The organism is Massilia sp. S19_KUP03_FR1, from assembly GCF_036688685.1.
Classification (GTDB): Bacteria; Pseudomonadota; Gammaproteobacteria; order Burkholderiales; family Burkholderiaceae_D; genus JALYUM01.
This window is the reverse complement of the sequence record NZ_JAQQPS010000004.1, coordinates 106726-130871: the sequence shown is the minus strand read 5'-3', so window position 1 is coordinate 130871 and position 24146 is coordinate 106726. Positions and strand designations below refer to the sequence as shown.

Here is a 24146-nt window from a genome sequence, read left to right as displayed (position 1 = left end):
GGGCCGTCAACTATCTGCCCCCAATGGAAACCATCCACATCGCCAACTGGAACGCCTTCGTTTCGCTCACCTCCGAATACAACGGCTGGGCGTTCCGCGGCCTGCCCGACGCCGACTGGCAGCTGCGCAGCTCCCTGTCACGCTACCTGCAAAGTTTTGTGCCGGACATGTCGACCTGGCGCCAGCGCGAAGAGCGCGCCTTGCGCATCTTCCGGCGCAAGGCGCATAACTATCTGCTCGACGCCGCCGTACTGGACGATGACATCCGCTGCCTGGCACTGATGCAGCACCACGGCGCCCCCACGCGCATGCTCGACTTCACCAAGTCGCCCTTCGTCGCCGCGTTTTTCGCGCTGTACCGCACCACCCGCAGCTCGGCCGTCTTCGCGCTGGACACACCCACGCTGTGGCGCGCCGCGCCGTCGAACGACCTGACCCTGCGGCGCGAACTGATCGACCCGCGCATCAAGGGCAACTTCGAGCGTTACTTCGCCAGCAACAGCAAGGACTTGCTGTGGGTGGGCGAGCCGGAGCAGATGGACCGCCGCCTGGTGGCCCAGTCCGGTACCTTCGTCGTCCCGGGCGTGCTCGACAAGCCGCTCGACGACATCATCGGCTGCTACGAAGCGGGTAACACGCTGCTCAAAAAAATCGTGCTGCCTCCCTCGATCCGCGAAGAAGCCATGCTGGCGCTGTACCGGATGAACATCACGCACGCCACACTGTTCCCCGACCTGGACGGCCTGGCGCGCTCGATCGGCTATGAACTCGAAATCACCTGGCCGGGCTACAGCACGGCCTGAACCGGGCTGGCCACGCTTTGCCGAAGCGAACCCAAGACGATGGATCGCAGGGTGTAGACTGGTGGGGCGTCAAGATTGCTTAGCACATCTGCGTGTTTCCCGCCAAGGCGGCATGGCTACCCGGATTTTTTATGATGCACACTTTTTTGACCGAGAATCGCGCTGAACTGGAACGCCGCTGCCGCATCAAGGTCGCTGCCCGTGCCGGTCGCTCGGCCACTGAAATCCAGCTGACCAACGGCGTACCGCTGTTCCTGAGCCAGCTGATTCGCACGCTCGAGATCGAGCAGACCGACCAGCCGATGGACAGCCGCCGCATTTCCGGCCCGGCCGGCGGCGCCCCGGCCCTGTCCGAACTGAGCGTTTCCGCGGCCCAGCATGGCAAAGACTTGCTGGCCATGGGCCTGAGTGTCGACCAGGTCGTGCACGACTATGGCGACCTGTGCCAGGCCATTACCGACCTTGCCGTCGAACGCAACGCCCCGTTTGAAGTAGACGAATTCCGCACGCTGAACCGCTGCCTGGACAATGCCATTTCCGACGCCGTGACCGAGTTCAGCTTCCAGAAGGACGCGCTGGCGGCCGACGCGAGTGCCTCCGCAGCGCGCGAACAAATGGGCTATTTCGCCCATGAGCTGCGCAATTTGCTGGGTACCGCGTCGCTCGCGTTCGCGGCCGTCAAGGCGGGCCATCTGCCCCTGGGCGGCGCCACCGGGGCAATTTTGGAACGCAGCCTGGCGGGCCTGGAAAAATTGATTGCGGCATCGCTCGACGACGTGCGCGCGCTTGGCAACACCGATGTCGTGCTGGGCAGCTTTTCGCTGGCAGCGTTCATCGCCGAAATCTACCATGCCGCCCTGCTCTCGGCCAAAATGCACAACTGCACCTTGCGCCTGCCCGTGGTAAATGCCGACCTGGCCGTGGCCGGCAACCGCGACCTGCTGCTCGCCGCCGTGGCCAACCTGCTGCAAAATGCCTTCAAATTCACCCGCCCAGGCACCGAAGTCGTGCTCACCGCCTACGCCGCCGGCGACGAAATCCACATCGATGTGCAGGACCAGTGCGGCGGTCTGGCCGATGGCGTGGTGCAGGCAATGTTCAAGCCGTTCGCACAGTCCGGCATCGACCGCAGCGGCATGGGACTGGGCCTGACCATCGCGCGCCAGAGCGTGGCCGTGAATGGCGGCGCGCTCACCGTGCGCAACCTGCCGCACCAGGGCTGCGTGTTCACCATCGCGCTGCCGCGCCACAAGATGCCGGACTAAGCGTCGTTCGCGCGACACCGGCGCCAGCTGGTTTTTATTAATCGACAATTAGTTGCTGGGCAGTTACTCTGGACGCTTCACGCCGACCAGGATTTCCCCATGACACTGCGCACCTGCGCCCTCGCCTTCACCCTGTTCTCCATCCTTTCGAGTGCCCACGCGGCCGATTTCACACCATGCAGTGACGCCGCTACCGATCCCGCCCTCGCCGGCAGCCGCTGTGCGATCGAGATCGTGGCGGCCAATCCGTCCGGCCCGGCGGGCGCCAGGGGAGAGGTCGCACTATTCGTCCGGATGTTACCGGCGCTCGGCACGCGGCGTGGCAGCGTCTGGCTGGTGGCCGGCGGTCCCGGCGAATCGGGCGCGGCGTTCTACGGCCTGCTGCCCAACTTGCGCGACACCTTCCCTGGCTTCGACCTGGTCATTCCCGACCACCGCGGCACCGGTGCCTCGACCCGCATGTGCGCGCCCGAAGAAGCCGTCGCCTCGCCGGGTGGCACCAGTCTGGCCGGCGCCGAATGGGGCAGCTGCTTCGCCAGCCTGAACGCCAATCCGGCAACCACGCGCCAGTTCTCGCAAACCAATGCCGCCTACGACCTGCAAACCTTGCTCGCGCGCGCGCCGCATGCGGGCAAGACGTTTGTCTACGGCGTCTCGTACGGCACCCAACTGGTGCTGCGCACGGTGGCGCTGGGTACGCCCGGCATCGACGGCATCATCCTCGATTCGCTGGTGCCGCTGCAGGACGACGCGTCGGCCGACCTGAGCCGGCGCTCGCTGTTGGTCGACGCGGTGGGACGGCGCATCCTGGCCGGGTGCGACGCCAGCCCACGCTGCAGCCGCGCCATGGGCGAGCCCACCGAGCAGCTATACCGCAAGCTGCTGGCGCGCGCCGCCACCGAGCCGCAACTGTTCGATACCGTCCCGGGCAAGAACCCCAAACGCTTCTTCGGGTCCTTGCTCGACATGCCCGACGCCGCCGTGCAGATTCCATATCTGATCAAGGAACTCGACACCGGCGGCGCAACGCGCATGCAGGCCGTGATCGCATCGGTGCAGCAAGAAATGGCGGGGTTCGGCACGTTTGCACAATCGGCCCCGTCGCTGCCGCTGGTCATCCTGATCAGCGGCAGCGAAAACAACCTGCAGCCGGGCCGCACGGCGCCGCAGGTCGCCAGCGAGGAAGCCGGCCTGCTGTTTGCCAGCCCCCTGCCTGGCTACCTGGTCGACCCGCCGTTTCCGCTGTACGCGCACGACGCCTGGTTTGCCCGCCTGCCCGCGCAGTTGCCACCAACGCTGGTCATCCATGGCACCCAGGACGCCAAGACGCCGTACGAGGCGGCGCTGCGCCACATCGCCGCGTTGCGCCGTGCAGGCAAGGTCAAGCTGTTCACGGCAACCGGCGGCGCCCACTTCCTGCTGTGGTCGGACAAATCGTGCGCCCGCGCCGAGGTGCGCAGCTTCGTGCTTGGCGCGGCCGCCACCACGCAGTGCGTCAGCGTCAATTTCAGTCACTGACCCGATGCCCATCTTCGCCAAACTGCGCGCCGCCTTTGCCTACTTCAACGCCGCGGTCCCGTTTCGCCTCGTCCCGGCGCTGATCACCACTGCCGTACTGGTGCTGCTGTTGCTACCGTGTCCAGCCGGGCTCACCCCCAAGGCATGGACCCTGGTCGCCATTTTCCTGACCACCATCGTGGCCATCATCCTGAAAGTGATGCCGATCGGGGTCATGGCCATGATGGCGATCGTCATCGTGGCGCTGACGCAAGTCACGGCCACCTCGTCGAAAGGCGCCATCGCCGATGCGCTGGGCAGTTTTTCCAGCCCGCTGATCTGGCTGATCGTGGTCGCCATCCTGATTGCGCGCGGTCTCAAAAAGACCGGGCTGGGTAACCGTATCGGTCTGCTGTTCATCGCCTGGCTGGGCAAACGGACGATCGGCATCGGCTACGGCCTGGCCGTGTGTGAGCTGGTGCTCGCACCTTTTACGCCCAGTAATACCGCGCGCGGCGGCGGCATCGTCCATCCGATCATGAAGTCGATCGCCAACGCCTTTCACTCCGATCCGGCCGACCACAGTGAGGGCAAGGTCGGCACCTACCTGGCGCTGGTGAACTACCACGCCAATCCGATTACCTCGGCCATGTTCCTGACCGCTACCGCGCCCAATCCGCTGGTGGTCGACTTCGTGGCCCGGGCCAGCGGGCAAACCTTACACCTGAGCTGGACCACCTGGGCGCTGTGCATGGTGCTGCCCGGCCTGGTCTGCCTGCTGGTGATGCCGCTGGTGATCTACCTGCTGGCGCCGCCTGAACTGAAAGCCACCCCGGACGCGGTCGACTACGCGAAAGCCGAACTGGCACGTATGGGGCCGCTGGCGCCGAAAGAAAAAGTCATGCTGGGCACCTTCGGCTTGCTGCTGGTGCTGTGGGCCAACCTGCCGGCGCTGGCCTTTGGTCCCGCGTTCACGCTCGACCCGACCGTGGTGGCGTTTATCGGCCTGTTCGTACTGATCATTACCGGCACGCTGGACTGGGACGACGTCCTCTCGGAAAAGAGCGCCTGGGACACGCTGATCTGGTTCGGCGCGCTGGTGATGCTGGCCGAGCAGCTCAACAAACTGGGCGTTATCGGGTGGGCCTCGCTGGCCATGAACGACGCCATCGTCGCCAGTGGCATGGGCTGGTTCGCCGTGGGCAGCGTGCTGTTGCTGGCGTTCGTGTTCTCGCACTACCTGTTCGCCAGCACCACGGCCCACATCAGCGCGATGATGCTGGCGTTTTTACTGGTCGGCGCGCAGCTGCTGCCGGCCGCCTGGCTGGTGCCGTTCCTGTTGATGATGACGGCCGGCTCCTCGATCATGATGACGCTGACCCACTACGCCACCGGCACCTCGCCGATCATCTTCGGAAGCGGCTACGTGACGATGGGACTGTGGTGGCGCGTCGGCTTCGTGATGTGCGTGCTGGAACTGGCGATATTTGCCGTCGTCGGCGGTGCCTGGTGGAAGGTTCTCGGCTACTGGTGATGTCATCAACGGGTCACGCTCACTGTCTATTATGGACCGACTTTTACACTCCAACCAGGACAGTTCATGACCCAGTCGTCTTCACGCCGCAGCTTCATCCGCAACTTTTCCATCGGCACCGTCGCCGTATCCACCCTGCCCCTGACCGCCTGTGGCGGCGAAGGCGCGGCCGACCGCCAGATCAACTACGCGCACGGCGTGGCCAGCGGCGACCCGCTGTCCGACCGCGTGATCCTGTGGACACGCATCTCCGCGCTCGGCACCGAAGATGTGGAAGTGGACTGGACGGTGGCCGACGACAGCGCGTTTACCAAGACCGTGGTGTCCGGCACCGTGCGCATCGGCGCCGCCACCGATTTCACCGTCAAGGTCGACGCCACCGGCCTGGCCGCCAACCGCGCCTATTACTACCGTTTCAGCTGCCGCGGCGTGACCTCGCCTACCGGCCGCACCAAAACGCTCCCGACTGGCACTGTCTCGCGTGCGCGCTTTGCCGTCTTCAGCTGCACCAACTACCCGACCGGCTTTTTCAATGTGTATAACGACGCCGCCAAATTCGACGACATCGACGCCGCACTGCACCTGGGCGACTACATCTACGAATACGCCGCCAGCGGCTACGCCTCGCAGGACGCCGCCAGCCTGGGCCGCGTCTCGCTGCCGGCCAACGAAATCATCACGCTGACCGACTACCGCCGCCGCTACCAGCAATACCGCACCGACCCCGACCTGCAAGCCCTGCACGCGCGCCTGCCGTTCATCACCGTCTGGGACGACCATGAACTGTCGAACGACACCTGGACCGGCGGCGCGGAAAACCACGATCCGGTCACCGAAGGCCTGTGGGCCGCGCGCCGCATGATGGCGATCCAGGCGTACCACGAATGGATGCCGATCCGCCAGCCGGACGCCACCCGCCCGGATAAAATCTACCGCTCTTTCGACTTCGGCAACCTGCTCTCGCTGCACATGCTCGACACGCGCGTGATCGGGCGCGAGAAGCAACTGGCCTACGCCAGTTACGTCAGCGCGGGCGGCTTCAACACCGCCGCTTTCGTCGCCGACGCGTACAAGCCCACGCGCCAGCTGATGGGCGCCGAGCAAACCACCTGGCTGCAGGGCCAGATGAGCAAGTCGAGCGCCACCTGGCAAATCCTCGGCCAGCAGGTACTGATGGCGCGCATGAACCTGCCGGCCCCGATGGTGCTTGGCACGGTCGGCTACCCCACCTACTTCGGCATCGCGGCCAAGCTGCAGGCCGGCACGGCGCTGACCGCCACCGAACAGCAGCAATTGACGGCCTCGCCGATCCCGTACAACCTGGACGCCTGGGACGGCTACCAGGCCGCGCGTGAAACCGTGCTGGACATGGCCCGCACGCTCAACAAGAACCTGGTGGTGCTGGCCGGCGACACCCACAATGCCTGGGCCAGCGACCTGCAGGACATCAACGGCGTGGCGGTCGGCGTGGAAATCGGCGTGCCGTCGGTGACCTCGCCCGGCTTCGAAACCTACTTCCCGACCATCGCCCCGGCCACTGTCGCCGGCGGCATGGAACAGCTGATCGGGCCGCTCCAGTATGCGGAGACGATCTCGCGCGGCTTCGTCGTGCTGACCGTCACCCCAACGGAAACGCGCGCCGAGTACCGCTACGTCGACACCATCAAGGCGAAAACCTACAAGGCAGTGGTCGGCAAAACGCTGCGCATGCTGCCTGGCGCGGCAAACCGCAAGCTCATCGCAGGGTAAATCACGCGCGCGCGGCATGGATGGCTTGCGTCTGGTTCAATCGCCCGTCAAACTAGTGGGCTACAGACTGCAACCGGAGCCCACATGCCGCTTTCCCCCTACCTCGATGCAATCCCCCGGCTCGCCGGGGGCGTCTACCTGCACCCGTCCGCGCAAGTCATCGGCAGCGTCACGCTCGGCGCAGACAGCTCGGTGTGGTGCAATGCCATTCTGCGCGGCGACGTCAACGACATCGTCATCGGGCGCTGCACCAATATCCAGGATCTGACCATGGGCCACGTGGCCCATCGCACGCCGGATAAACCGGGCGGCTCGCCCTTGACGGTGGGCGACTATGTCACGGTCGGCCACGGCGTCCTGCTGCATGGCTGCAGCATCGGCAACGACTGCCTGATCGGCATGGGCAGCATCGTGATGGACGATGTCGTCGTCCAGGACCACGTCATGCTGGGCGCCGGCAGCCTGGTCCCGCCCGGCAAAACCCTGGAAAGTGGTTTTCTGTATATGGGCCGGCCCGCCGAAAAAATCCGCGCCCTGACGCCAGCCGAGATCGAATGGCTGCGCTATTCGGCCGAACATTACGTGCGCGTCAAAAACAATTATCTGCAAGGAGCCGCATGAATACCCTCGTTTTGCCCACCTACGACGACGTCGTACAAGCTGCCGCGCGCATCGCCGGCGTGGCCAACCGCACGCCGGTGCTGACCTCGCGCACCGCGAATGAACTGTTCGGCGCCGAGCTGTTTTTCAAGGCCGAGAACCTGCAACGCATGGGCGCCTTCAAATTTCGCGGCGCCTGCAACGCCTTGTCCAAATTCACGCCGGAACAACGCCGCGCCGGCGTGGTCGCTTTCAGTTCGGGCAACCATGCCCAGGCCATAGCCCTGGCGGCCCGTTTGCTGGAGATGCCCGCCACGATCGTCATGCCGCATGACGCCCCGGCCGCAAAAGTGGCCGCCACCAAGGGCTATGGCGCCACGGTAGTCGGTTACGACCGCTACACCGAGGACCGCGAACAGATCGGGCGCGACCTGGCGGCACGCCACGGCCTGACCTTGATCCCGCCCTACGACCACCCGGATGTCATCGCCGGCCAGGGCACGGCGGCCAAGGAACTGTTCGAGGAAACCGGGCCGCTGGACGCCTTCTTTGTCTGCCTGGGCGGTGGCGGCCTGCTGGCCGGTTCGGCGCTGTCGACGCGGGCGCTGGCGCCCGATTGCAAGCTGTACGGCGTGGAACCGGCCGCGGGCAACGACGGCCAGCAATCGTTCCGCTCGGGCGCCATCGTCCACATCGACACCCCGGTGACGATTGCCGACGGCGCCCAAACCCAGCACCTGGGCCAGCTGACCTTTCCCATCATCCGGCGCGATGTCGATGACATCCTCACTGTCAGCGACGACGACCTGGTGCAAGCCATGCGCTTTTTTGCCGAGCGCATGAAAATCGTGGTCGAGCCAACCGGCTGCCTGGGTTTCGCGGCGGCGCGCAATATGCAGGAGCAACTGCGCGGCAAGCGCGTCGGGATCCTGATCAGCGGCGGGAATATCGATCTGGCCAGCCTGGCCCATTTCCTGGCCGGCTGACTTGTCGTTGCCTTAGTTGCGCGTCGCCCAGGCGACCACCGCCGCACCGGCGGCGACCACCAGCGCATCTTCAATCAGCCCGCTGCGGGTCTGGCCTATTTTCGCCATAGCCTCCTTGCGGCCGGCCAGCGTCAGGTAGGCCAGCGGCACGGCGGTGGCCACCGCCACGGCTGCGCCGGTCGTTTCGCGACCCTTTGGCGCCAGCGCGGCACCGGCAATGCCAGCACTCGCGACGCGCGCCAGCAAACCGAGGAACACCGTGCGGTCCGGCGCCGATTTCATCTTGTCGCCAAACAATTCCCCGACACCCATCGCGAGCGCCCCGTATTTGAACAAGGGACGGTCCAGCAGGACCAGTTCACCGGTCGTGCCGCGCCCGGCGACGCGGGCTGCAGCGAGCGTGGCCATGGGCGTCATGGAACGGGCACTGGCGACGGCGCCAATCAACATGGATGGAAGCAGGCTGCGCAAATTCATCTTCGGTAACTCCTGATCAGTGGGAAATTCGCGGGCCATAGCGGCAGCCGCGATGCCGAAGTATCGTACTGTACTTTCCAATTTGGCATCGTTTGCACTACTCAACCGTGCGCAGCTGCTGCCGACACGACGCTGCACATGCGGGTCAGCGTGAACCGGGTCACGCGCCGCCACGTTTGCCGCCAAAGTGCTAAGCTCGATTGCGACAACACCCTTGCAGCTCACTGCACCTCACTGAACCCAACGGAGAAACCTACGATGAATATGGATATTGGCATCAGCACCGAAGACCGCGCAAAAATCGTCGAGTCGCTCTCAGTTGTCCTGGCGGACAGCTACATGCTCTACCTGAAGACCCACAACTTCCACTGGAACGTGACCGGCCCGATGTTTTCGGCCCTGCACCTGATGTTCGAGACGCAGTACACGGAGCTGTGGAACGCGCTCGACAACATCGCCGAGCGCATCCGCGCGCTGGGGCACTTCGCGCCGGGCACCTACAAGCGCTATGCCGAACTGTCGAGCATCACTGAAGAAATCGACGTGCCACAGGCAAAAGAAATGATCCGCCAGCTGGTCGAAGGCCAGGAAGCGGTCATCCGCAGCGCGCGCGCCGCCGTGCGCATCGCCGACCAGATCGACGATTTCCCGACTGCCGACATGCTCTCGACGCGCATGGAAGTGCATGAAAAAAATGCGTGGATGCTGCGCGCGTTCCTGGAGCAAGGCGCAGGCCAGGTCCAGGGTGAAGCGTCGTCGACCTGAGATGGTTTTAAAAAAGACCCGGCGCGCGTCAGCTGCGCCGGGTCTTTTGATTTAGCCGCGCCCGTCGCGGCTCAGTTGTTGCGCGGTTGAGCCGAGTTGCGCCAGCTCGCTTTTCGAAAATCCCGGTAACTGGGCCAGCAAATGTTGCAGCGCCCCACCGCGCGCCATGCCGCGTTCGGACGACTGCACCAGCACCGTGCCGGCGCCCGTGAAATTGACCTGCTTTTCTTCGCCCGACAACGTCAATCCTGTCAGTGCGCCGACCGCCGCCACAAACCCTTTCACGTGCTCGTAATCGTAGCGGTAGGATGGCGTCGGGCAGTCGGCCCAGCCCAGCACCGCGTCTTCATCGACGCAGCATGGCAAGTCCAGAAAGTGCACCGGGCCGTTTGACGACGCGATCACTTTGCCGGTACCCAGCAAGGTCACGAACCCCGGCAACGTCGATTCCTGCAAGGTCACCGATTTGGTAAACCCCAGCAGGTTTTCGACGCGCAACGTCATATTCGCGTTGTCCAGGTCGTAGCAGGCAATATCAAAACCGTTGTCGCCCAAAATCAGCTGGCCCTGGCCGTTGACCACGACAAAATCGTGGATGTATTTCGGTGCGTTGAACGCGTGCTGCACGAGGATGTCGAGCAGGCTGCGGCCCATCGCCTCGAAGCGCAGCGCGCCGTAGTAGGCGATCATCTTTCCCTTGCGAATGAACATGTGCTCCTGCACATCGATCACGAAGGAAAAGCGGTTCAAATTGTCGTTCTTCGGCAGCGAAGCCGGATTGTAGATGGTCATGGGCTTACCTTTCGCTGGCCTGGATGTAGACGGTGCCGGTGCCGCTGAACTTGATCTGGTAAGACTCGCCGGATGCCTGGCCGACGAAGGTCTTCCAGTTGACGTCGGTGACGATGGTCGACGTCAACTGGCCGCTATGCGCGAGATAGGCCTGCGGGTCGACGCACAGCGGCACCTCGGGTGTGACCGGCAAGCCGATTGCGTTACCATCCGACAGGATGGCCGCTTCGCCCTTGCCGCTGAGCGTGGTGGTGAACAGGCCCTGGCCCGACACGGCGCCACGCAGCACGCCCGACACGCCGCCCTGGTTACCCAGGAACATGGTGCCGGATTGGAGGCGCGCATCGTAGGCCAGCAGGTTGTCCGCTTCCACGTACAGCGTGTCGCCGGCGACCGGGATGATGGTCACGAAATGCCCTGCATGCGCGTAGCAGACCTTGCCGCTGCCGGCCGCCTTCATCAGCGTGTGGCCTTCGCCGGTGGCGGCGCGCATGGCCAGGCCCTGCACGCCTTCGCCGGCCAGAAAGGCGCGACTGAAATTGACCTGGCCCTGGTAGGCGATCATGGCGCCCTTCATGGCCAGCACTTCTTCATTGACGAGTTCGACCTCGATCATTTTTTCGTTGATTTGCCGGTAGACGGGCATGGAATTCCTCGATCTCGGTTAGCGCTCGGCAGGCTGGATGAACACCACGCCCTGGCCCGTGAATTTGTGCTGGTACGATTCGCCGGAGGCTTCCCCGACCATCGTGCGCCAGTTGACGTCGAACACGAATTCCTGGCGAATAGCGCCCTTGAAGCCGACGAAGGCGTCCGGGTCGACGTGCAGCGGCGTGTTCGGCGTCACTTCCAGCATGATCAGATTGCCGCGCGAGATGACGGCTATATTGCCGGTCCCTTCGACCGTGGTGCTGAACAGACCCTGGCCCGACGCCGCGCCGCGCAGGCCCGAAAAGCTGGTGCCGGTTTTCAGCGCCGTGTCGTAGGCCAGCAGGCTGGAGCTTTCAATGGTCAGCTTTTCACCGTTCAGGGGAATCACGGATATCTCGGCCGCGTTGTGGGCAAAGAACACATTGCCGGTGCCGGACGCCTGCATGATCTGCATGCCCTCATTGGTGGCCTTGCGCTTGAGCGCGCCGAAGATGCCTTCGCCGCCCAGCAGCGACTTTTCAAACTTGATGGCCCCGGTGTAGGCGACCATCGCGCCGGCGATGGCGTAGACCTTTTCGTTTTGCAGGTTCACTTCCAGCAGCCGGTCGGTATTGGTGCGAAAACGCGTCACAGATTGCTCCTCGGTTGATGCCTCTTGGAAACTATTAAACCATGGCCGCCGGTCGGGACGCCAGACATTTATGCGCTGGTCAATTGAGCATGCCGCGCTGCCGCGCCAGTTTCAGCCAGTCCGGATATTCTCCCATCAACAAGTCGTACAGCACATGGTCGGGATGCTCGTCGGGTGTGGCCACCGAAAAATAGTTGGCGTTGTCGACCAGGCGGCCGTCAAGCTCATCAAGTTTTTCGAGGAAGGGGAAATCGGAATCGGCAAACCGCGCCAGCGCTTTCGCTTTCGATTTGCGGCCCTTGCCGATGCCCATGAATTGCCAGAAGATCGGCTCGTGACTGGCCCAGCGTAACTGGCGCTCGGTGAACGGCTGGTCCGACGTGCCGCCGTCGGTCACGAACATCACGTACACCGGCAACGCGGCTTTCACCGGCGCCGTGCGCGCCGCGCCCCCGCCGTCAGGAAAGTAATGCTGGCGCACCGCTTCGACGGCCGCCCCGTAACGGGTGTCGCCTTCGAGCGGATGGCGCGCGATCAGGCCGTCGACATATCCCGCCAGATTCGCCAGTCCCATCGGCTGCACGTGGTGCACCTTGCGCCCGAACAGGAACACGTCGATCTGGCCGTCGTCGTCGAATTTGCAGCCCAGCGCCAGGATGCGCTCGGCGAAGGCCTGCACCTGGCCGCTGCGGTACAGCTTGCTCATCGACGCGGAGATATCGAGCACCAGGCACACCTGCGCACGGTGCGTCGCCAGGCCTACCTTTGCCAGCGACACGCCGGCCGACTTGACCAGGCTGACCAGCTGCGGTGCTTGCTTCGCGATGCGTTTTTCCAGGTCGATTTTCGGCGCCGTCTCCACGCTTGCCACATCGGCGCCAAAATGGCGCACCAGCGCATCGAGGCCGCCGCCGAAGCCCTGGCCGTTGGCGAGGAAGCGCCACTGACCGTCGCGCCGGTACAATTCACCCAGCATCAGCGATTTTTCGGTCGTAAAATCCTGGCCGGCAAACGAGAAGCGGGCGATCTCGCCCGCGCCGTTGAACAGGCGCAGGTAGCCGCTACCCAATTGGGCCATGGTCCCCGCGCCATCGATGCTGGCCGTGATCACGATGCGCTCGACCGGCGCCGCCACGCGCGCCAGATCGAACACGAAGCCGTGACCGTCGCTGCCCGGCGCGGCCAGCTTGATGCCGCCGCACGGGCTCGCCGGCTGGTTAAAGAATATCATCCACGGTTCGCCCGCCAGCTTGCCGGCCGCGTCAACACCGAAGCAGACCACGTCAAGCACCACGCCTTGCGCGCTCAGGCCGGCCTGCAGCGGCGCGCTCGACAGGTCTGGCGCCAGCGGCAGGCGCTGGCCGCGCAGCAGCTGGACCGTTGTCACGCCACCTCCACGCCATGCTGCGTCGCCAGCGCGGCCAGCCCGCCCGCATAGCCCTGGCCGACAGCCTTGAATTTCCACTCGTCGCGGTGGCGGTACACCTCGGCGAATACCATCGCCGTTTCGGTCGAATAATCTTCCGACAGGTCGAAGCGGGCGATCTCGGTATTGGTTTCCAGGTTGACGATGCGCACGAACGCATCCTGCACCATGCCGAAGTTCTGCTTGCGCGCGGCGGCGCCGTGGATGGTGACAGCAATGACCAGGCGCGTGATGGCGGCCGGCACCTGCGCCAGCGTGATGGTCAGCGCTTCATCGTCGCCGTCGCCGGCGCCGGTTTTATTGTCGCCCGTGTGGGTGATGGCGCCGCAGGTCGAGGTCAGCTGGTTGTAAAAAATGAAGTCGGCGTCGCCGCGCACCTTGCCATTGTCCTGCACCATGAACAGGCTGGCATCGAGGTCGAAGTCAGCGCCATCGGACGAGCGTGCGGCCCAGCCAAGGCCGACCAGCACGGCGCGCAGGTTCGGATCGGTTTTCGACAGGCTGATATTGCCGCCTTTTTGCAAAGTGATTGCCATGGTTTTCCTGTTATTGTGTCACGGAGGTATTGCTGATGAGTGGCGGTTTCAATTCCCGCAAGCTTGCGTGTAATATAAACCGAACGACCACTTTTTTGCGAGGAAGCGTGATGAGAAAACTGCCCGTCTACCTTTTGCTGGACACCTCCGGCTCGATGCACGGCGAACCGATCGAAGCGGTGCGAAATGGCATTCAAACGCTGGTGTCGGCCCTGCGCCAGGATCCGCACGCGCTCGAATCAGCCTACCTGTCCGTGATTACCTTCGCCGAAACCGCCGCCCAGGTGGTGCCGCTCACCGAGCTGGCGCAATTCCAGATGCCGGCCCTGAACGCCTCCGGCACCACCTCGATGGGCGCCGCCCTGCTGCTGCTGGCCGAGCGGGTGCAGCAGGAAGTCGCCAAGACCACGGTTGACCAGAAAGGCGACTGGAAGCCGATCGTGTTCATGATGACCGACGGCGCGTCGACCGACGACTTGAGCGCCGGCATCGCCGCCATCAAGGCCGCCAAAATCGGCGCCCTGATCGCCTGCGCCGCCGGCCCGGCCGCCGACACCACCGAACTGCAGCGCATCACCGATTCAGTGGTAAAACTCGACACCACCGACAGCAACACCATCCGCGCCTTCTTCAAATGGGTCAGCGCATCGATTGCCACGACCAGCCAGAAAGTCGACCTGAACAAGAAAGAAGCGGCCGGCCTGCTCGACCTGCCGCCGCCACCGCCGGAAATCAATGTAGTCGTCTAAAACCAACAAGGAGAACAGCGATGGCAGTCAGTTTGAACAAGGGCCAGGGCGTCAGCCTGCGCAAGGCGGACAACGATTTGAGCCAGGTGACAATCGGTCTGGGCTGGGACGTGGCCGAAGCCAAGGGCGGCTTCTTCGGCAGCCTGTTCGGCAAGCAGCCAGAAGAATATGACCTCGACGCCATCGCCCTGGTGCTGGGCGCGGACGGAAAGATGACCGGCCCGCAGGACGCCATCTTCTACAATGCCAAGCAGCACCCGGGCGGGGCCATCTGGCTGACCGGCGACAACCGTACCGGCGAAGGCGACGGCGACGACGAGCAGATCATCGTCAAACTCGACCAGGTGGGCAGCCAGTACGCGCGCATCCTGTTTGTCGTCTCGATCTACGAAGGCAAGAAAAAGCAGCAGCATTTCGGCAAGGTCGCGAATGCCTACATCCGCGCCGTCGACGGCAAGAACCAGGAAATCGCGCGCTACAACATCAGCGGCAACAGCGCCCTCGATGGCCAGTGTTCGCTGACCTTCGCGGAACTGGTACGATCGAATGGCACGTGGTCCTTCAACGCAATCGGCACGCCACATCAGACCGACCGGTTTGTGGAAGTGATGCAAGCCTATACCAAGTAAAAGAGAATCACACATGAGCAATCGTCGTTTGCCGGTCTACCTGGCCCTGGACACCTCCGGCTCGATGCGCGGCGAGCCGATCGCTGCCGTCAATGTCGGCCTGCACGCTCTGCTCGCCTCGCTGCGCCAGAATCCATTCGCCCTGGAGAGCGTGAGCCTGTCCGTGATCACCTTCGACCGCGAAGTGATCGAAGTGCTGCCCATGACGCCACTCGACCAGGTTACCCTGCCCGAGATCGTCTGCCCGGAATCCGGCCCCACCTTCCTCGGCGCTGCCCTGCACGACATCTGCGACAAGGTCGCGCGCGACGTGCGCAAATCGACCGCCGATGAACGCGGCGACTGGCGGCCGATGCTGTTCATCATGACCGACGGCAAACCGTCCGACACGCTCGCCTTCGAGGAAGCGATTCCGCGCGTGAAGGCGGCCCAGTTCGCGGCCATCATCGCCTGCGCGGCCGGCCCGAAAAGCGTGCCCGACCAGCTGAAACTGCTCACCCATATCGTGGTCAGCCTGGACACCATGGACAGCAGCGGCTTTGCCAGCTTCTTCCAGTGGGTCAGTTCAGCCGTGACGGCCGGCAGCGCCAGCGTGGGCGCGGCCGGCATGGCGCTGCCGCCGCCACCGGCCGAAGTCAACCTGGTACTGTAAGCATGCGCCGCCTGCCCATTTTCCTGCTGCTGGACGTGTCCGAATCGATGGCCGGCGACGGCCTGCGCCAGCTGCAGCAAGGCATCGAGCGCCTGGTGGCCGGCCTGCGCCGCGACCCGCACGCGCTCGAATCGGTGTTTTTATCGGCCATCGCCTTTGCCGGCCGCGCGCGCACGCTGGCGCCGCTGACCGAACTGGCCAGCTTTTATCCGCCGCGCCTGCCGCTCGGCTCGGGCACCTCGCTGGGCGCCGGCATGGGCCACCTGATGGACGAGATCGACCGCAACGTGGTCGGCAGCACGCCCGAGCGCAAGGGAGACTGGCGCCCCGTGGTGTACCTGATGACCGACGGCAAACCAACCGACGACATCGATGCCGCGGTCGCGCGCTGGCAGGCGCAGTACGCGGCGCGCGTGACGCTGGTCGCCATTGCCATCGGCGCCCATGCCTCCACCTCTGCGCTGCTGCGCTTTACCGAGAACGTGCTGGCCCTGGACGCCACCACCGAGCAGGATTTCAAACGCTTCGTCGACTGGGTGACGATGTCGGTGGTGGCACAAAGCCGCGCCGTCTCCGACACGTCCGGCGGGCGCGTCAGCCTGGCCAAGCTCGACAACGACATCATGGCAAAAATCGGCGACATGGCCCAGGCCACCACCGTCGACGAAGACCTGGTCGTGGTCACCGGCCGCTGCCAGAATCTGCGCCTGCCCTACCTGATGAAATACGAAAAGGTGCGCCACGGCCTCGACGAACAAGCCCTCAACATGCGCGTCGACCTGTACCACCTGCGTGGCGTGTTTGCGCTGGAAGCCGATTACGACGAACTGTCCGACCCGCGCGCGATCGCCCGCACGGTGAACACCGATGCACTGATCGGCAGCCCCGGCTGCCCGCACTGCGGCAACCCGATTGCCTTCGCCATGTGTTCGTGCGGCGCCCTCATGTGCATCAAGGGCGATGGCCCGGCCACCTGCCCGACCTGCCACAACCCGTGCAATTTCGTCGGCGGGGACGGCCCCGGCTTCGACGTGGCACGTGCGCGCGGATAGCGTCTGCATGGATATCGACGAGAACCTGCGCGCCTATGCGCGCCGCCACCTGCTGGGAACCTCTGCGGCAGCTGACCGCGCGCAGCTCGAGGACTTCCTGCACAGCGCACCATTTCGGGCCTTGATTGGCGTGTTTCACGCGCGTCTGGAGAAAACGATGCACGATTTTACGACCCCACCGGACCCGACACCCATGCCGCAAGCAGCCGCAGCCGAACCGATTCCCTTACCGCTGAAAGACTTGTCGCAGCCCGATGAAGCGGACGCACCGGTGCCCGCCATCACGCCGGCGCCGGCGCCGGCCCTGCTGTTGCGCGACATCGGCTTTCGCCTGCCCAACGCCCGCGCCGGCGACGCCTACCGCCAGCCGCTCGAAGCCGTCCCGCCCTCCGAAGACAAAGTCATCTTCCTGCCGCTGGCGCCCGACACCGGCCTGACCGTCGAGCCGGCGTCCGGCATCGTCAGCGGCACGCCGCAGACGCCCGGCGAGGTGCTGCTTGGCGTCACCTATCACTACGCCAGCGAGCCGGGCCAGCTGCGGGTTGCGAACGTGAAACTGACCGTCAATCCCGATCCCAAAAAGATGTGGCAGAACCTGCCGCCCCCGGTCGATGCGCCCTACCCGCGTACCGACACCGACTGCGCCGCGTTGACCGACGAACATTTCCGCATCCTCGCCGCCAGCAAGCGCGGGCGCTCGCATGCCCACGTCGGCAGTTTTCGCGACGACGATTTCCGGATCGCCCAGCTGGCCGGCTCAGGCTGGCAAATCGCCGTGCTGGCCGACGGCGCTGGCAGCGCCAAATATTCGCGCCAGGGAGCGGCCATCATCTGCGAGCAAGCCACGGCGCGCCTGACGGCCGCCTTGTCCGGCGAGCGCGGCGCCATGCTTGACGAAGCGGTGGCGTCGTATGACCAGGACCGCAGCGAAGAAGCGGCCCTGGCCCTGCGCACCGTGTTGTCCGGCGTGGTCGGCAACGCCGCCTACTACGCCGCCAAGGGCATCATGGACGAGTGCGCCGCCGTCAAGGATACCCTGCAAGCGGTGCCGCGCGATTACGCCAGTACGGCCCTGATCGCCATCTGCAAGCGCTACCCGTTTGGCATCTTGTCGGCCGCCTACTGGGTCGGCGATGGCGCAGTGGGCGTGTATAGCGTGGAGGACGGCATCACCCTGCTGGGCGACGTCGACAGCGGCGAATTTTCCGGCCAGACGCGCTTCCTGGAAGCGGCCGAAGTGGCGCAGGAAGCGCTGCTGCGGCGCACGCGCTTCGTCCTCAGCAACAACATGACGGCGCTGGTATTGATGACCGACGGCGTCTCCGACCCGCGCTTCGAAACCGAAGCGCGCCTGGCGCGCCCGGCCGACTGGCACGCGCTGTGGTCAGAACTGGCAGAAACGCTGCACCTCGCCGATACCGTGCCCGGCAAGGAACAGGGCCTGCTCGACTGGCTCGATTTCTGGTCGCCCGGCAACCACGACGATCGCACGATCGCTCTCATCACGCCTCGCATCTCTCCAGCCCAGGGTCCGCATGACTAAGACAGTACGCTTGACCGGCGCGGACGGTTCCGTGGTCGAATTCGTCGATGAGATCAAGGCCTCGGGCGGCATGAAAGATATCTATTTTTCGCCGAACAAGGATTACGTGGTCGGTTTCTTTCGCGGCGAGGCCAACAACGCCGCCACGCGCGAGCGGGTAGCGATGATCACCGGCACCTACCGCGAGCGCATTTTCAACCAGGCCGGCGGAGACTACTGGAAAAAGCTGTTTTGCTGGCCCACCACCACCGTCGAGCATGAAGGGCGCATTGGCATCGTCGCGCCGTTCTACGACGCCGATTTCTTTTTTGAATTCGGCTCGCGCAACAATGACATGCTGGGTATCAAGGGCCGCGACAAGGAAGGCAAATGGTTCGCCTCGCCATCGAACCGCAACAAATACCTCGACCCGCGCGAACTGGGCGACTGGCGCCGCCAGGTGCAACTGTGCCTGATGATCGCACGCGCCGTGCGCCGCATCCACGCGGCCGGCCTGGCGCACTCCGACCTCAGCTACAAGAACGTGCTGATCGACCCGACCACGGGACGCGCCTGCCTGATCGACATCGATGGCCTGGTGGTGCCGGGCAAATTCCCGCCGGACGTGGTCGGCACGCCCGACTTCATCGCACCCGAATGCGTGATCACGGCGCACCTGCCGCGCGCCGACCCGAACCGCAAATTGCCGTCGATCGCCACCGACCGCCACGCGCTGGCCGTGCTGATCTATATGTATTTGCTGCTGCGCCACCCGCTGCGCGGCGACAAGGTGCACGACCTCGACGACCCGGGCCGTGACGAAGAAATGTCGATGGGAGAAAAGGCGCTGTTCGTCGAGCATCCGGACGACGCTTCGAACCGCATCAAGCTGGTCAACGTGAAAGCGTCCGAGCTGCCGTGGAAGGACACCGACAAGCTGCCCTACACCGTCACCGGCCCCTACTTGGCGGAGCTGTTCAAACGCGCCTTCATCGACGGCCTGCACAACCCGCAGGCGCGCCCGACCGCCGACGAATGGGAAAATGCGCTGGTCAAGACGGTCGACCTGCTGCAACCGTGCCAGAACCCGGCATGCGAACAGAAGTGGTTTGTGTTTGACAACACCACCAAACCGGTATGCCCGTTTTGTGCGACCCGTTTTCGTGGCGTGCTGCCGGTATTGAATTTGTACTCGTCGCGCCAGGAAGGCAGCTTCCGGCCCGAGCAGCATCGCCTGATGGTGTATTCGGGCCAGTCGCTGTTCGCCTGGCATATCGACCGCAATATCGTGCCGAACGAGCGGCTGGACGCCGCCAATAAAAAGCGCGTGGGATACTTTTTGCTGCACCAGGAAGCGTGGTACCTGATCAATGAAGCGATGCCGGATTTGTTGAACGCGGCCAGCAAGGAGGCGGTTCCGATTGGCGGCAAGGTCAAGCTGGAAGATGGCGTGCAGCTGCTCGCTTCACGCGCGCCGGGTGGGCGGCTGTTTGTCGTGCAGCTGGTCAAGGGATAGACGCGACCTCTCGTCGCCAATGGCGCTGTTCACCTCCCCAGGCTCACCCATGGTCGAGTATGATCGTTGGTTCCGGACTGCGTTCAAGTCCAGCCAATTGCCACGCATGGTGGCGCCGATGAAATGAATTACAGACTCTTCCTTCTCGACCTGGACGACACGCTTCTCGACTTCAAGGCATCCGAACGCCTGTCGTTCGCGATGACGATGCGTGAACTCGGGCTGCACGCGATTCCGGAGGGATTATTTACGCAATACCAGGCGATTAACATCGCACTCTGGAAGGCATTCGAGCACGGTACCGTCTCAAAAGATTTCTTGAAGGTGGAACGGTTTCGGCGCACGTTTGCCTCGCACCACTTGGCGCTGGATCCGGAGGCCGCCAGCCACCTGTACCAGGCGTCACTGCCGGATACGGTCGTGTTGATTGACGGTGCGCTGCAGCTGTGCGCGACCCTGGCCGCCATTGGCGAGGTGGGCATCATCACGAACGGCATCGAATCGATCCAGCACCGGCGCATCACCAACTCGGGACTGCACGCGCACGTGTCCTTCGTTGCCACGTCCGAGGCATCCGGCCACGCCAAGCCGGACGTTCGTTTTTTCGATTACACCGTGAAGCTGGCGCGCGCCTTCTCGCCCGGGGAGACCATCATCATCGGCGACCGCCTCGATGCAGACATACTCGGCGCCAACCGGTTCGGGATCGACAGTTGCTGGTTCAATCCCGGCAAGCTGACGAACGATACCCACGCGCGGCCGACCTGCGAAGTGGCGCGCTTGCACGACGTCACGTCGGCGCTGCGTGCCATGACCGTCGCCTGAGCGGACCCGGGCTCGCGCTGACGGCACCGAAAGGTGTGTTGGCAGACGGAACGCCGAGATTGGTATCCGCTACTATGGGCTTCATCCATCTACCACCGAGGATCTTCAATGTCGGCATCCGCGCAAGTTCAGGCACTGAGTGTGCAGCAATGGTTGTTTGCTTATGGCGGCGTGTTGTTGGCGCTGCTGGTACTCGACGCGTTATGGATTGGGCTGTACATGGCGCTCGCCTACAAGGAGGCGCTGGGCGAGCTGATGCTGCCGCAGCCGCGCATTGCTGCGGCATCGGTGTTCTACCTGGCCTACGCTGCCGGCGTGGTGTTCCTGGCGGTGGCGCCCGGCCTGCGGGCGTCCGGCTGGCAGACAGCGGCGCTGCACGGATTGGTGCTGGGCCTGGTGGCTTACGCTACCTACGACCTGACCAATTACGCGATCCTCAGGGCCTGGCCGCTGGGCTTGTCGCTGGCCGATATCGCCTGGGGCGGCTTTTTGAGTGCTGCCGCGGCGACCGGCGGCTGGTTCGTGGCCGACCGCTGGGCTTAAATTACGTTGGCGGCAAAGCGCCGCCGCAGCCAGCGGATCGGCCCACCGACCAGCGGCAACTTCTGTAGCAGTTCTTCGGCGGCGTCCCAATAGTCGCGGTGCAGCGTGACCAGGCCGTGGGCATTGAAGTGAAAGTGCGTGCCGCCGGCGATCTCATGGGTTTTGCCGCGCAGCGTGAAGACAAACGTCCACGTCACAAAAGCCCGCTCTGCCTGCACGATGCGTTCGCCGATCAGGAAGTGCGGATTGTCACTATTGGCGAACATATGGCGCAGGATCGTTTCCACCGACGCCACCCCGCGCACGTCATTGAACGGGTCGCGGAAGTGGGCGTCGACCGCATAAAACTCCCGCGTCCGGTGCAGGTTATCCGGCGCCAGCGCGGCGTACCATGCGAGCAGCAGCTCCAGTCGGCTGATCATGGGCGCACCAGGCGCGCTATCAGCGCGAATCGCAAGCGGTAAGGCAGCCAGCGCACCAGCTTCATTGCCAGCGTGAAGCGGCGCGGGAAGTGGATCTCAAAGCGTCCGGCGCTGATGCCATGTCGGATCGCGCGCGCCGCTTCGGCCGGGGTTTGCAGCGCCGGCATGGAAAATTCGTTCTTCGCCGTCAGCGGCGTCTGCACAAAGCCGGGATTGATCAGGTAGACGCTCAGCCCGCGCGGCCGCAGGTCGACATACAGCAGCTCGGCCAGGTTGATCAGCGCGGCCTTGGTGGGGCCGTACACGCTGGCGTTGGGCAGACCGAAATAGCCCGCCACGCTTGCCACCAGGGCAATGCCGCCGCTGCCGCGCGCCAGCATCGCCGGCAAGACGGTGGCCAGGCCGGTATACACGCTGCCCAGATTGGTTTCCAGCGTCTGCGAGGCGCGCACCGGGTCGACGTCCCAGCTGCGTTCCGGGCGATAGTCGGCGGCGCAGAAGATGATCAGGTCGACACCGCCGAAGGCAGCGCAGATGTGCGCATGGCGCGCACCCCAGGCATCCCGGTCCAGAATGTCGATCGGCACCACCAGCGCTTGCGGATGCGCGCCGGCGACGGCCTGCAAGCGCTCTGCGCGGCGGGCGGACAGCGCCACGCGCGCGCCGGCTTGCAGCGCTTCGGTGGCCAGCGCCGCGCCGATGCCGCTGGAAGCGCCAATGATCCACACACGCAAGCCGTCCCAGTTGCGGATGGGGGTGTTCAAGGGCTGCATGCGCGCCTCCGGAAGGTCAACGTCACCTGGCCAAACTCGATGCCAAACTTGCGCATGCTGGCGCGGTTGATCATGGTGCAGCGGTCGACCAGGAACATCCAGTCGTCAAACTGCATGGCGTAGGTGGTGCCGTCGACCGGCAGCAGCAGCGTGTATTGCCAGCGCAGCGCATTGCCGGCGGCGCTACCGCGCGCCTCGCCCTTGACGTCGGCCGCGGTGCCGCGCCAGTGCTGGCCGCCGTCATCCTTGCCATCGCGCACCAGACGCCAGACCCGCTGTTGCGTGGTGCCGTCATCGTAGCGGAAGCGTTCATCCAGCAGCAGCGCGCCCTGCTGCTGGCTGCCGGTAATTTCAACGTGGAAGCGCTTGGTCACCTTGCCGTCGCGCTGTTGGAACATGCCCCATGCATCGGTGACGCCGGTGAAGTATTCGGCCGGGTCGAGCACCGGCGTATTCGCCTGGTATTGCTGAACATCACGACCGGCGCAGCCTGCGAGCAGGATGGCCAGCAAGGTTGGAATCGTGCGTTTCATGCTGTGCTTTCGGTGGTGGTGAGGGATGCGCTATAACGGCCGAGTGTGGCCATGGCCAGCAGTTTGAACAGGCAGGGCAAGACGGCGTACGCCACCACCAGGGCACTGCCGCCGCCTTGGCCGGGGCGGTAGTCCAGCCATGCCAGCAACGGCAAGGTCAGCCCGGCGAGCGCCAGCGCCAGTTTGCCGACCAGGGTGAACAGCCCGAAGCCGGCGCCCAGGCGCTCGCCCAGCACCTGCGCCAGCAGCACCGGCGGCAGCGCCAGGTCGGCGCCCAGCGCCGCGCCGGCGGCGAGGCACACCACCGCGTAGGGAATCAGGTCGCCGTTGCCGAGCACGGCGGCGCCGCAGAATCCGGCCACCGATAGCAGCATGCCCAGCCGCCAGCAGCGCAGCGGTCCCCATTTGCGGGCCAACGCGGTCCAGGCCGGCAGGCCGCAGGCGGCGGCGCCGAAATAGCAGGCCAGGAACATGCCCGATAGTTGTGGCGCCCCGAGTTGATCGGCGATGTAAAACAATGCCAGCGTTGCCGGTATGGCCACCGACAGCGCGTTGAGAAAATATGGCAGCAACAGCGCGCGCAGCGGACGGTTGGCGGCCAACGCGCGCCAGGTGTCGCGCCAGCCGGTCGAGGCGACGCGTTGCGGTGCGGCTGGTGCATGGCGCAGCAGGGCCAGCATGGCCAGGCCAATCAGCAGCGCGAAGCCGACGCTGTAGGCCGCCAGGCGCGGGCGGATCTGGGCGCTGTCGCCGGCCAGAATGGCGGCTGGCACCAGGCTGGCGGTCAGCATGCCGGCCAGCCCCAGTCCTTCGCGCCACGCCACCGCGCCGAGCGCGCTGGTCAATTGCGCGCCCCAGGCCAGATAGGCGATGTTGACCAGGCTGTGCGCGCCATAGGCAATCACCAGCATCAGCGCCAGCCAGGCCCCGGCCGGCAGGCCGGCCGGGGGCAGCCACAGCGCGCCAAACGCCAGCGTCAGTACCAGGGCGCCGAGCGCCATCGCGCGCCGGCGGCGCTCGGGCGCGCGGTCGAGCAGGTGACCGAGCAGTGGGTCTTGCAGCATATCGATCAGGCGCGCGATAAACAGCACGCCGCCCAGCGGCGCCAGCGCCATGCCGAGGTGCGTGGCGTAGTAGGCCGGCAGCTGCACGAACAGTGGCAGCGCGGCCATGGCCAGCGGCGCGCCGAGCAGGCCGTAGGCGGCGTTTCTCATAGTG

General features: G+C 64.7%; 26 protein-coding genes. 16 read left to right on the top strand and 10 right to left on the bottom strand.

The features are described from left to right. Positions 1 to 23 precede the first annotated feature (23 nt). From V6M87_RS05675 to V6M87_RS05645, 7 genes are all read left to right on the top strand, one after another. Complete coding sequence (locus V6M87_RS05675; protein WP_332848781.1) at positions 24 to 803, top strand: FRG domain-containing protein; 780 nt, start codon at positions 24 to 26, stop codon at positions 801 to 803. Between the two features lie 131 nt (positions 804 to 934). Continuing rightward, entirely contained in the window at positions 935 to 2068 is a 1134-nt protein-coding gene (locus V6M87_RS05670; RefSeq protein WP_332848780.1) for a sensor histidine kinase, read from the top strand. 99 nt (positions 2069 to 2167) lie between these two features. Then, entirely contained in the window at positions 2168 to 3586 is a 1419-nt protein-coding gene (locus V6M87_RS05665; protein WP_332848779.1) for an alpha/beta fold hydrolase, read from the top strand. Positions 3587 to 3590: 4 nt separating this feature from the next. Beyond that, positions 3591 to 5099 (top strand): DASS family sodium-coupled anion symporter, encoded by a 1509-nt coding sequence (locus V6M87_RS05660; protein ID WP_442920553.1) that lies wholly within the window; start codon positions 3591 to 3593, stop codon positions 5097 to 5099. Between the two features lie 66 nt (positions 5100 to 5165). Further along, positions 5166 to 6848: an alkaline phosphatase D family protein gene (locus V6M87_RS05655; RefSeq protein ID WP_332848778.1), complete on the top strand. Its 1683-nt coding sequence runs from the start codon at positions 5166 to 5168 to the stop codon at positions 6846 to 6848. Between the two features lie 84 nt (positions 6849 to 6932). Beyond that, complete coding sequence (locus tag V6M87_RS05650) at positions 6933 to 7469, top strand: gamma carbonic anhydrase family protein (RefSeq protein WP_332848777.1); 537 nt, start codon at positions 6933 to 6935, stop codon at positions 7467 to 7469. Next, positions 7466 to 8434 carry a threo-3-hydroxy-L-aspartate ammonia-lyase gene (locus tag V6M87_RS05645; protein WP_332848776.1) on the top strand — a complete coding sequence of 323 codons (969 nt, stop codon included), beginning with the start codon at positions 7466 to 7468 and terminating at the stop codon, positions 8432 to 8434. The genes V6M87_RS05650 and V6M87_RS05645 overlap by 4 nt, the downstream gene beginning before the upstream one ends. A 12-nt stretch (positions 8435 to 8446) precedes the next feature. On the opposite strand, the gene V6M87_RS05640 is transcribed toward V6M87_RS05645, so the two are convergent. Continuing rightward, a complete protein-coding gene (locus tag V6M87_RS05640; RefSeq protein WP_332848775.1) occupies positions 8447 to 8911 on the bottom strand; it encodes a hypothetical protein in 465 nt (154 codons plus the stop codon). 258 nt (positions 8912 to 9169) lie between these two features. Here V6M87_RS05640 and V6M87_RS05635 point away from each other — a divergent pair, with 258 nt between their 5' ends. Further along, complete coding sequence (locus tag V6M87_RS05635) at positions 9170 to 9676, top strand: Dps family protein (protein ID WP_332848774.1); 507 nt, start codon at positions 9170 to 9172, stop codon at positions 9674 to 9676. Between the two features lie 51 nt (positions 9677 to 9727). Here V6M87_RS05635 and V6M87_RS05630 read toward each other — a convergent pair whose 3' ends face one another. The 5 genes from V6M87_RS05630 to V6M87_RS05610 all read right to left on the bottom strand — a co-directional run bounded on the left by V6M87_RS05630 (position 9728) and on the right by V6M87_RS05610 (position 13712). Then, positions 9728 to 10468 (bottom strand): AIM24 family protein, encoded by a 741-nt coding sequence (locus V6M87_RS05630; RefSeq protein ID WP_332848773.1) that lies wholly within the window; start codon positions 10466 to 10468, stop codon positions 9728 to 9730. Between the two features lie 4 nt (positions 10469 to 10472). Further along, positions 10473 to 11114, bottom strand: coding sequence for an AIM24 family protein (locus V6M87_RS05625; protein ID WP_332848772.1), 642 nt, complete (start codon positions 11112 to 11114; stop codon positions 10473 to 10475). An 18-nt stretch (positions 11115 to 11132) separates the two neighbouring features. Continuing rightward, the gene (locus V6M87_RS05620) at positions 11133 to 11750 is read right to left on the bottom strand and encodes an AIM24 family protein (RefSeq protein ID WP_332848771.1); all 618 of its coding nucleotides are present in this window, start codon (positions 11748 to 11750) and stop codon (positions 11133 to 11135) included. Between the two features lie 79 nt (positions 11751 to 11829). Further along, positions 11830 to 13137, bottom strand: a complete 1308-nt coding sequence (locus tag V6M87_RS05615) for a VWA domain-containing protein (protein WP_332848770.1) — start codon at positions 13135 to 13137, stop codon at positions 11830 to 11832. Next, positions 13134 to 13712, bottom strand: coding sequence for a TerD family protein (locus tag V6M87_RS05610; protein ID WP_332848769.1), 579 nt, complete (start codon positions 13710 to 13712; stop codon positions 13134 to 13136). The genes V6M87_RS05615 and V6M87_RS05610 overlap by 4 nt, the downstream gene beginning before the upstream one ends. Before the next feature lie 110 nt (positions 13713 to 13822). On the opposite strand from V6M87_RS05610, the gene V6M87_RS05605 reads away from it, so the two are divergent. The 8 genes from V6M87_RS05605 to V6M87_RS05570 all read left to right on the top strand — a co-directional run bounded on the left by V6M87_RS05605 (position 13823) and on the right by V6M87_RS05570 (position 21200). Continuing rightward, a complete protein-coding gene (locus V6M87_RS05605) occupies positions 13823 to 14461 on the top strand; it encodes a vWA domain-containing protein (RefSeq protein WP_332848768.1) in 639 nt (212 codons plus the stop codon). A gap of 20 nt (positions 14462 to 14481) precedes the next feature. Next, complete coding sequence (locus V6M87_RS05600) at positions 14482 to 15090, top strand: TerD family protein (RefSeq protein WP_332848767.1); 609 nt, start codon at positions 14482 to 14484, stop codon at positions 15088 to 15090. Between the two features lie 13 nt (positions 15091 to 15103). After that, the gene (locus tag V6M87_RS05595) at positions 15104 to 15742 is read left to right on the top strand and encodes a vWA domain-containing protein (RefSeq protein WP_332848766.1); all 639 of its coding nucleotides are present in this window, start codon (positions 15104 to 15106) and stop codon (positions 15740 to 15742) included. 2 nt (positions 15743 to 15744) lie between these two features. Then, complete coding sequence (locus V6M87_RS05590; RefSeq protein WP_332848765.1) at positions 15745 to 16794, top strand: TerY-C metal binding domain-containing protein; 1050 nt, start codon at positions 15745 to 15747, stop codon at positions 16792 to 16794. A gap of 7 nt (positions 16795 to 16801) precedes the next feature. After that, entirely contained in the window at positions 16802 to 18337 is a 1536-nt protein-coding gene (locus V6M87_RS05585) for a PP2C family serine/threonine-protein phosphatase (RefSeq protein ID WP_332848764.1), read from the top strand. Next, the gene (locus V6M87_RS05580) at positions 18330 to 19832 is read left to right on the top strand and encodes a helix-hairpin-helix domain-containing protein (protein WP_332848763.1); all 1503 of its coding nucleotides are present in this window, start codon (positions 18330 to 18332) and stop codon (positions 19830 to 19832) included. Before V6M87_RS05585 ends, V6M87_RS05580 begins: the two co-directional genes overlap by 8 nt. 123 nt (positions 19833 to 19955) lie before the next feature. Next, positions 19956 to 20657, top strand: a complete 702-nt coding sequence (locus V6M87_RS05575) for a YjjG family noncanonical pyrimidine nucleotidase (protein WP_332848762.1) — start codon at positions 19956 to 19958, stop codon at positions 20655 to 20657. Positions 20658 to 20765: 108 nt separating this feature from the next. Continuing rightward, complete coding sequence (locus V6M87_RS05570; protein ID WP_332848761.1) at positions 20766 to 21200, top strand: DUF2177 family protein; 435 nt, start codon at positions 20766 to 20768, stop codon at positions 21198 to 21200. Here V6M87_RS05570 and V6M87_RS05565 read toward each other — a convergent pair. The 4 genes from V6M87_RS05565 to V6M87_RS05550 are packed head-to-tail and all read right to left on the bottom strand — an operon-like array spanning position 21197 to position 24142. Further along, complete coding sequence (locus V6M87_RS05565; protein WP_332848760.1) at positions 21197 to 21622, bottom strand: nuclear transport factor 2 family protein; 426 nt, start codon at positions 21620 to 21622, stop codon at positions 21197 to 21199. The genes V6M87_RS05570 and V6M87_RS05565 overlap by 4 nt on opposite strands. Next, complete coding sequence (locus tag V6M87_RS05560; RefSeq protein ID WP_332848759.1) at positions 21619 to 22395, bottom strand: SDR family NAD(P)-dependent oxidoreductase; 777 nt, start codon at positions 22393 to 22395, stop codon at positions 21619 to 21621. Before V6M87_RS05560 ends, V6M87_RS05565 begins: the two co-directional genes overlap by 4 nt. Further along, positions 22383 to 22928, bottom strand: coding sequence for a DUF3833 domain-containing protein (locus V6M87_RS05555; RefSeq protein ID WP_332848758.1), 546 nt, complete (start codon positions 22926 to 22928; stop codon positions 22383 to 22385). The genes V6M87_RS05560 and V6M87_RS05555 overlap by 13 nt, the downstream gene beginning before the upstream one ends. After that, complete coding sequence (locus tag V6M87_RS05550; RefSeq protein ID WP_332848757.1) at positions 22925 to 24142, bottom strand: MFS transporter; 1218 nt, start codon at positions 24140 to 24142, stop codon at positions 22925 to 22927. The genes V6M87_RS05555 and V6M87_RS05550 overlap by 4 nt, the downstream gene beginning before the upstream one ends. Positions 24143 to 24146 lie beyond the last annotated feature (4 nt).

Excerpts from the sequence above, each read along its gene's own strand:
- V6M87_RS05675 (WP_332848781.1), top strand. The coding sequence starts at position 24 with ATGGAAACCATCCACATCGCCAACTGGAACGCCTTCGTTTCGCTCACC.
- V6M87_RS05670 (WP_332848780.1), top strand. The coding sequence starts at position 935 with ATGATGCACACTTTTTTGACCGAGAATCGCGCTGAACTGGAACGCCGC.
- V6M87_RS05665 (WP_332848779.1), top strand. The coding sequence starts at position 2,168 with ATGACACTGCGCACCTGCGCCCTCGCCTTCACCCTGTTCTCCATCCTT.
- V6M87_RS05660 (WP_442920553.1), top strand. The coding sequence starts at position 3,591 with ATGCCCATCTTCGCCAAACTGCGCGCCGCCTTTGCCTACTTCAACGCC.
- V6M87_RS05655 (WP_332848778.1), top strand. The coding sequence starts at position 5,166 with ATGACCCAGTCGTCTTCACGCCGCAGCTTCATCCGCAACTTTTCCATC.
- V6M87_RS05650 (WP_332848777.1), top strand. The coding sequence starts at position 6,933 with ATGCCGCTTTCCCCCTACCTCGATGCAATCCCCCGGCTCGCCGGGGGC.
- V6M87_RS05645 (WP_332848776.1), top strand. The coding sequence starts at position 7,466 with ATGAATACCCTCGTTTTGCCCACCTACGACGACGTCGTACAAGCTGCC.
- V6M87_RS05640 (WP_332848775.1), bottom strand. The coding sequence starts at position 8,911 with ATGAATTTGCGCAGCCTGCTTCCATCCATGTTGATTGGCGCCGTCGCC.
- V6M87_RS05635 (WP_332848774.1), top strand. The coding sequence starts at position 9,170 with ATGAATATGGATATTGGCATCAGCACCGAAGACCGCGCAAAAATCGTC.
- V6M87_RS05630 (WP_332848773.1), bottom strand. The coding sequence starts at position 10,468 with ATGACCATCTACAATCCGGCTTCGCTGCCGAAGAACGACAATTTGAAC.
- V6M87_RS05625 (WP_332848772.1), bottom strand. The coding sequence starts at position 11,114 with ATGCCCGTCTACCGGCAAATCAACGAAAAAATGATCGAGGTCGAACTC.
- V6M87_RS05610 (WP_332848769.1), bottom strand. The coding sequence starts at position 13,712 with ATGGCAATCACTTTGCAAAAAGGCGGCAATATCAGCCTGTCGAAAACC.
- V6M87_RS05605 (WP_332848768.1), top strand. The coding sequence starts at position 13,823 with ATGAGAAAACTGCCCGTCTACCTTTTGCTGGACACCTCCGGCTCGATG.
- V6M87_RS05600 (WP_332848767.1), top strand. The coding sequence starts at position 14,482 with ATGGCAGTCAGTTTGAACAAGGGCCAGGGCGTCAGCCTGCGCAAGGCG.
- V6M87_RS05595 (WP_332848766.1), top strand. The coding sequence starts at position 15,104 with ATGAGCAATCGTCGTTTGCCGGTCTACCTGGCCCTGGACACCTCCGGC.
- V6M87_RS05590 (WP_332848765.1), top strand. The coding sequence starts at position 15,745 with ATGCGCCGCCTGCCCATTTTCCTGCTGCTGGACGTGTCCGAATCGATG.
- V6M87_RS05585 (WP_332848764.1), top strand. The coding sequence starts at position 16,802 with ATGGATATCGACGAGAACCTGCGCGCCTATGCGCGCCGCCACCTGCTG.
- V6M87_RS05580 (WP_332848763.1), top strand. The coding sequence starts at position 18,330 with ATGACTAAGACAGTACGCTTGACCGGCGCGGACGGTTCCGTGGTCGAA.
- V6M87_RS05575 (WP_332848762.1), top strand. The coding sequence starts at position 19,956 with ATGAATTACAGACTCTTCCTTCTCGACCTGGACGACACGCTTCTCGAC.
- V6M87_RS05570 (WP_332848761.1), top strand. The coding sequence starts at position 20,766 with ATGTCGGCATCCGCGCAAGTTCAGGCACTGAGTGTGCAGCAATGGTTG.
- V6M87_RS05565 (WP_332848760.1), bottom strand. The coding sequence starts at position 21,622 with ATGATCAGCCGACTGGAGCTGCTGCTCGCATGGTACGCCGCGCTGGCG.
- V6M87_RS05560 (WP_332848759.1), bottom strand. The coding sequence starts at position 22,395 with ATGCAGCCCTTGAACACCCCCATCCGCAACTGGGACGGCTTGCGTGTG.
- V6M87_RS05555 (WP_332848758.1), bottom strand. The coding sequence starts at position 22,928 with ATGAAACGCACGATTCCAACCTTGCTGGCCATCCTGCTCGCAGGCTGC.
- V6M87_RS05550 (WP_332848757.1), bottom strand. The coding sequence starts at position 24,142 with ATGAGAAACGCCGCCTACGGCCTGCTCGGCGCGCCGCTGGCCATGGCC.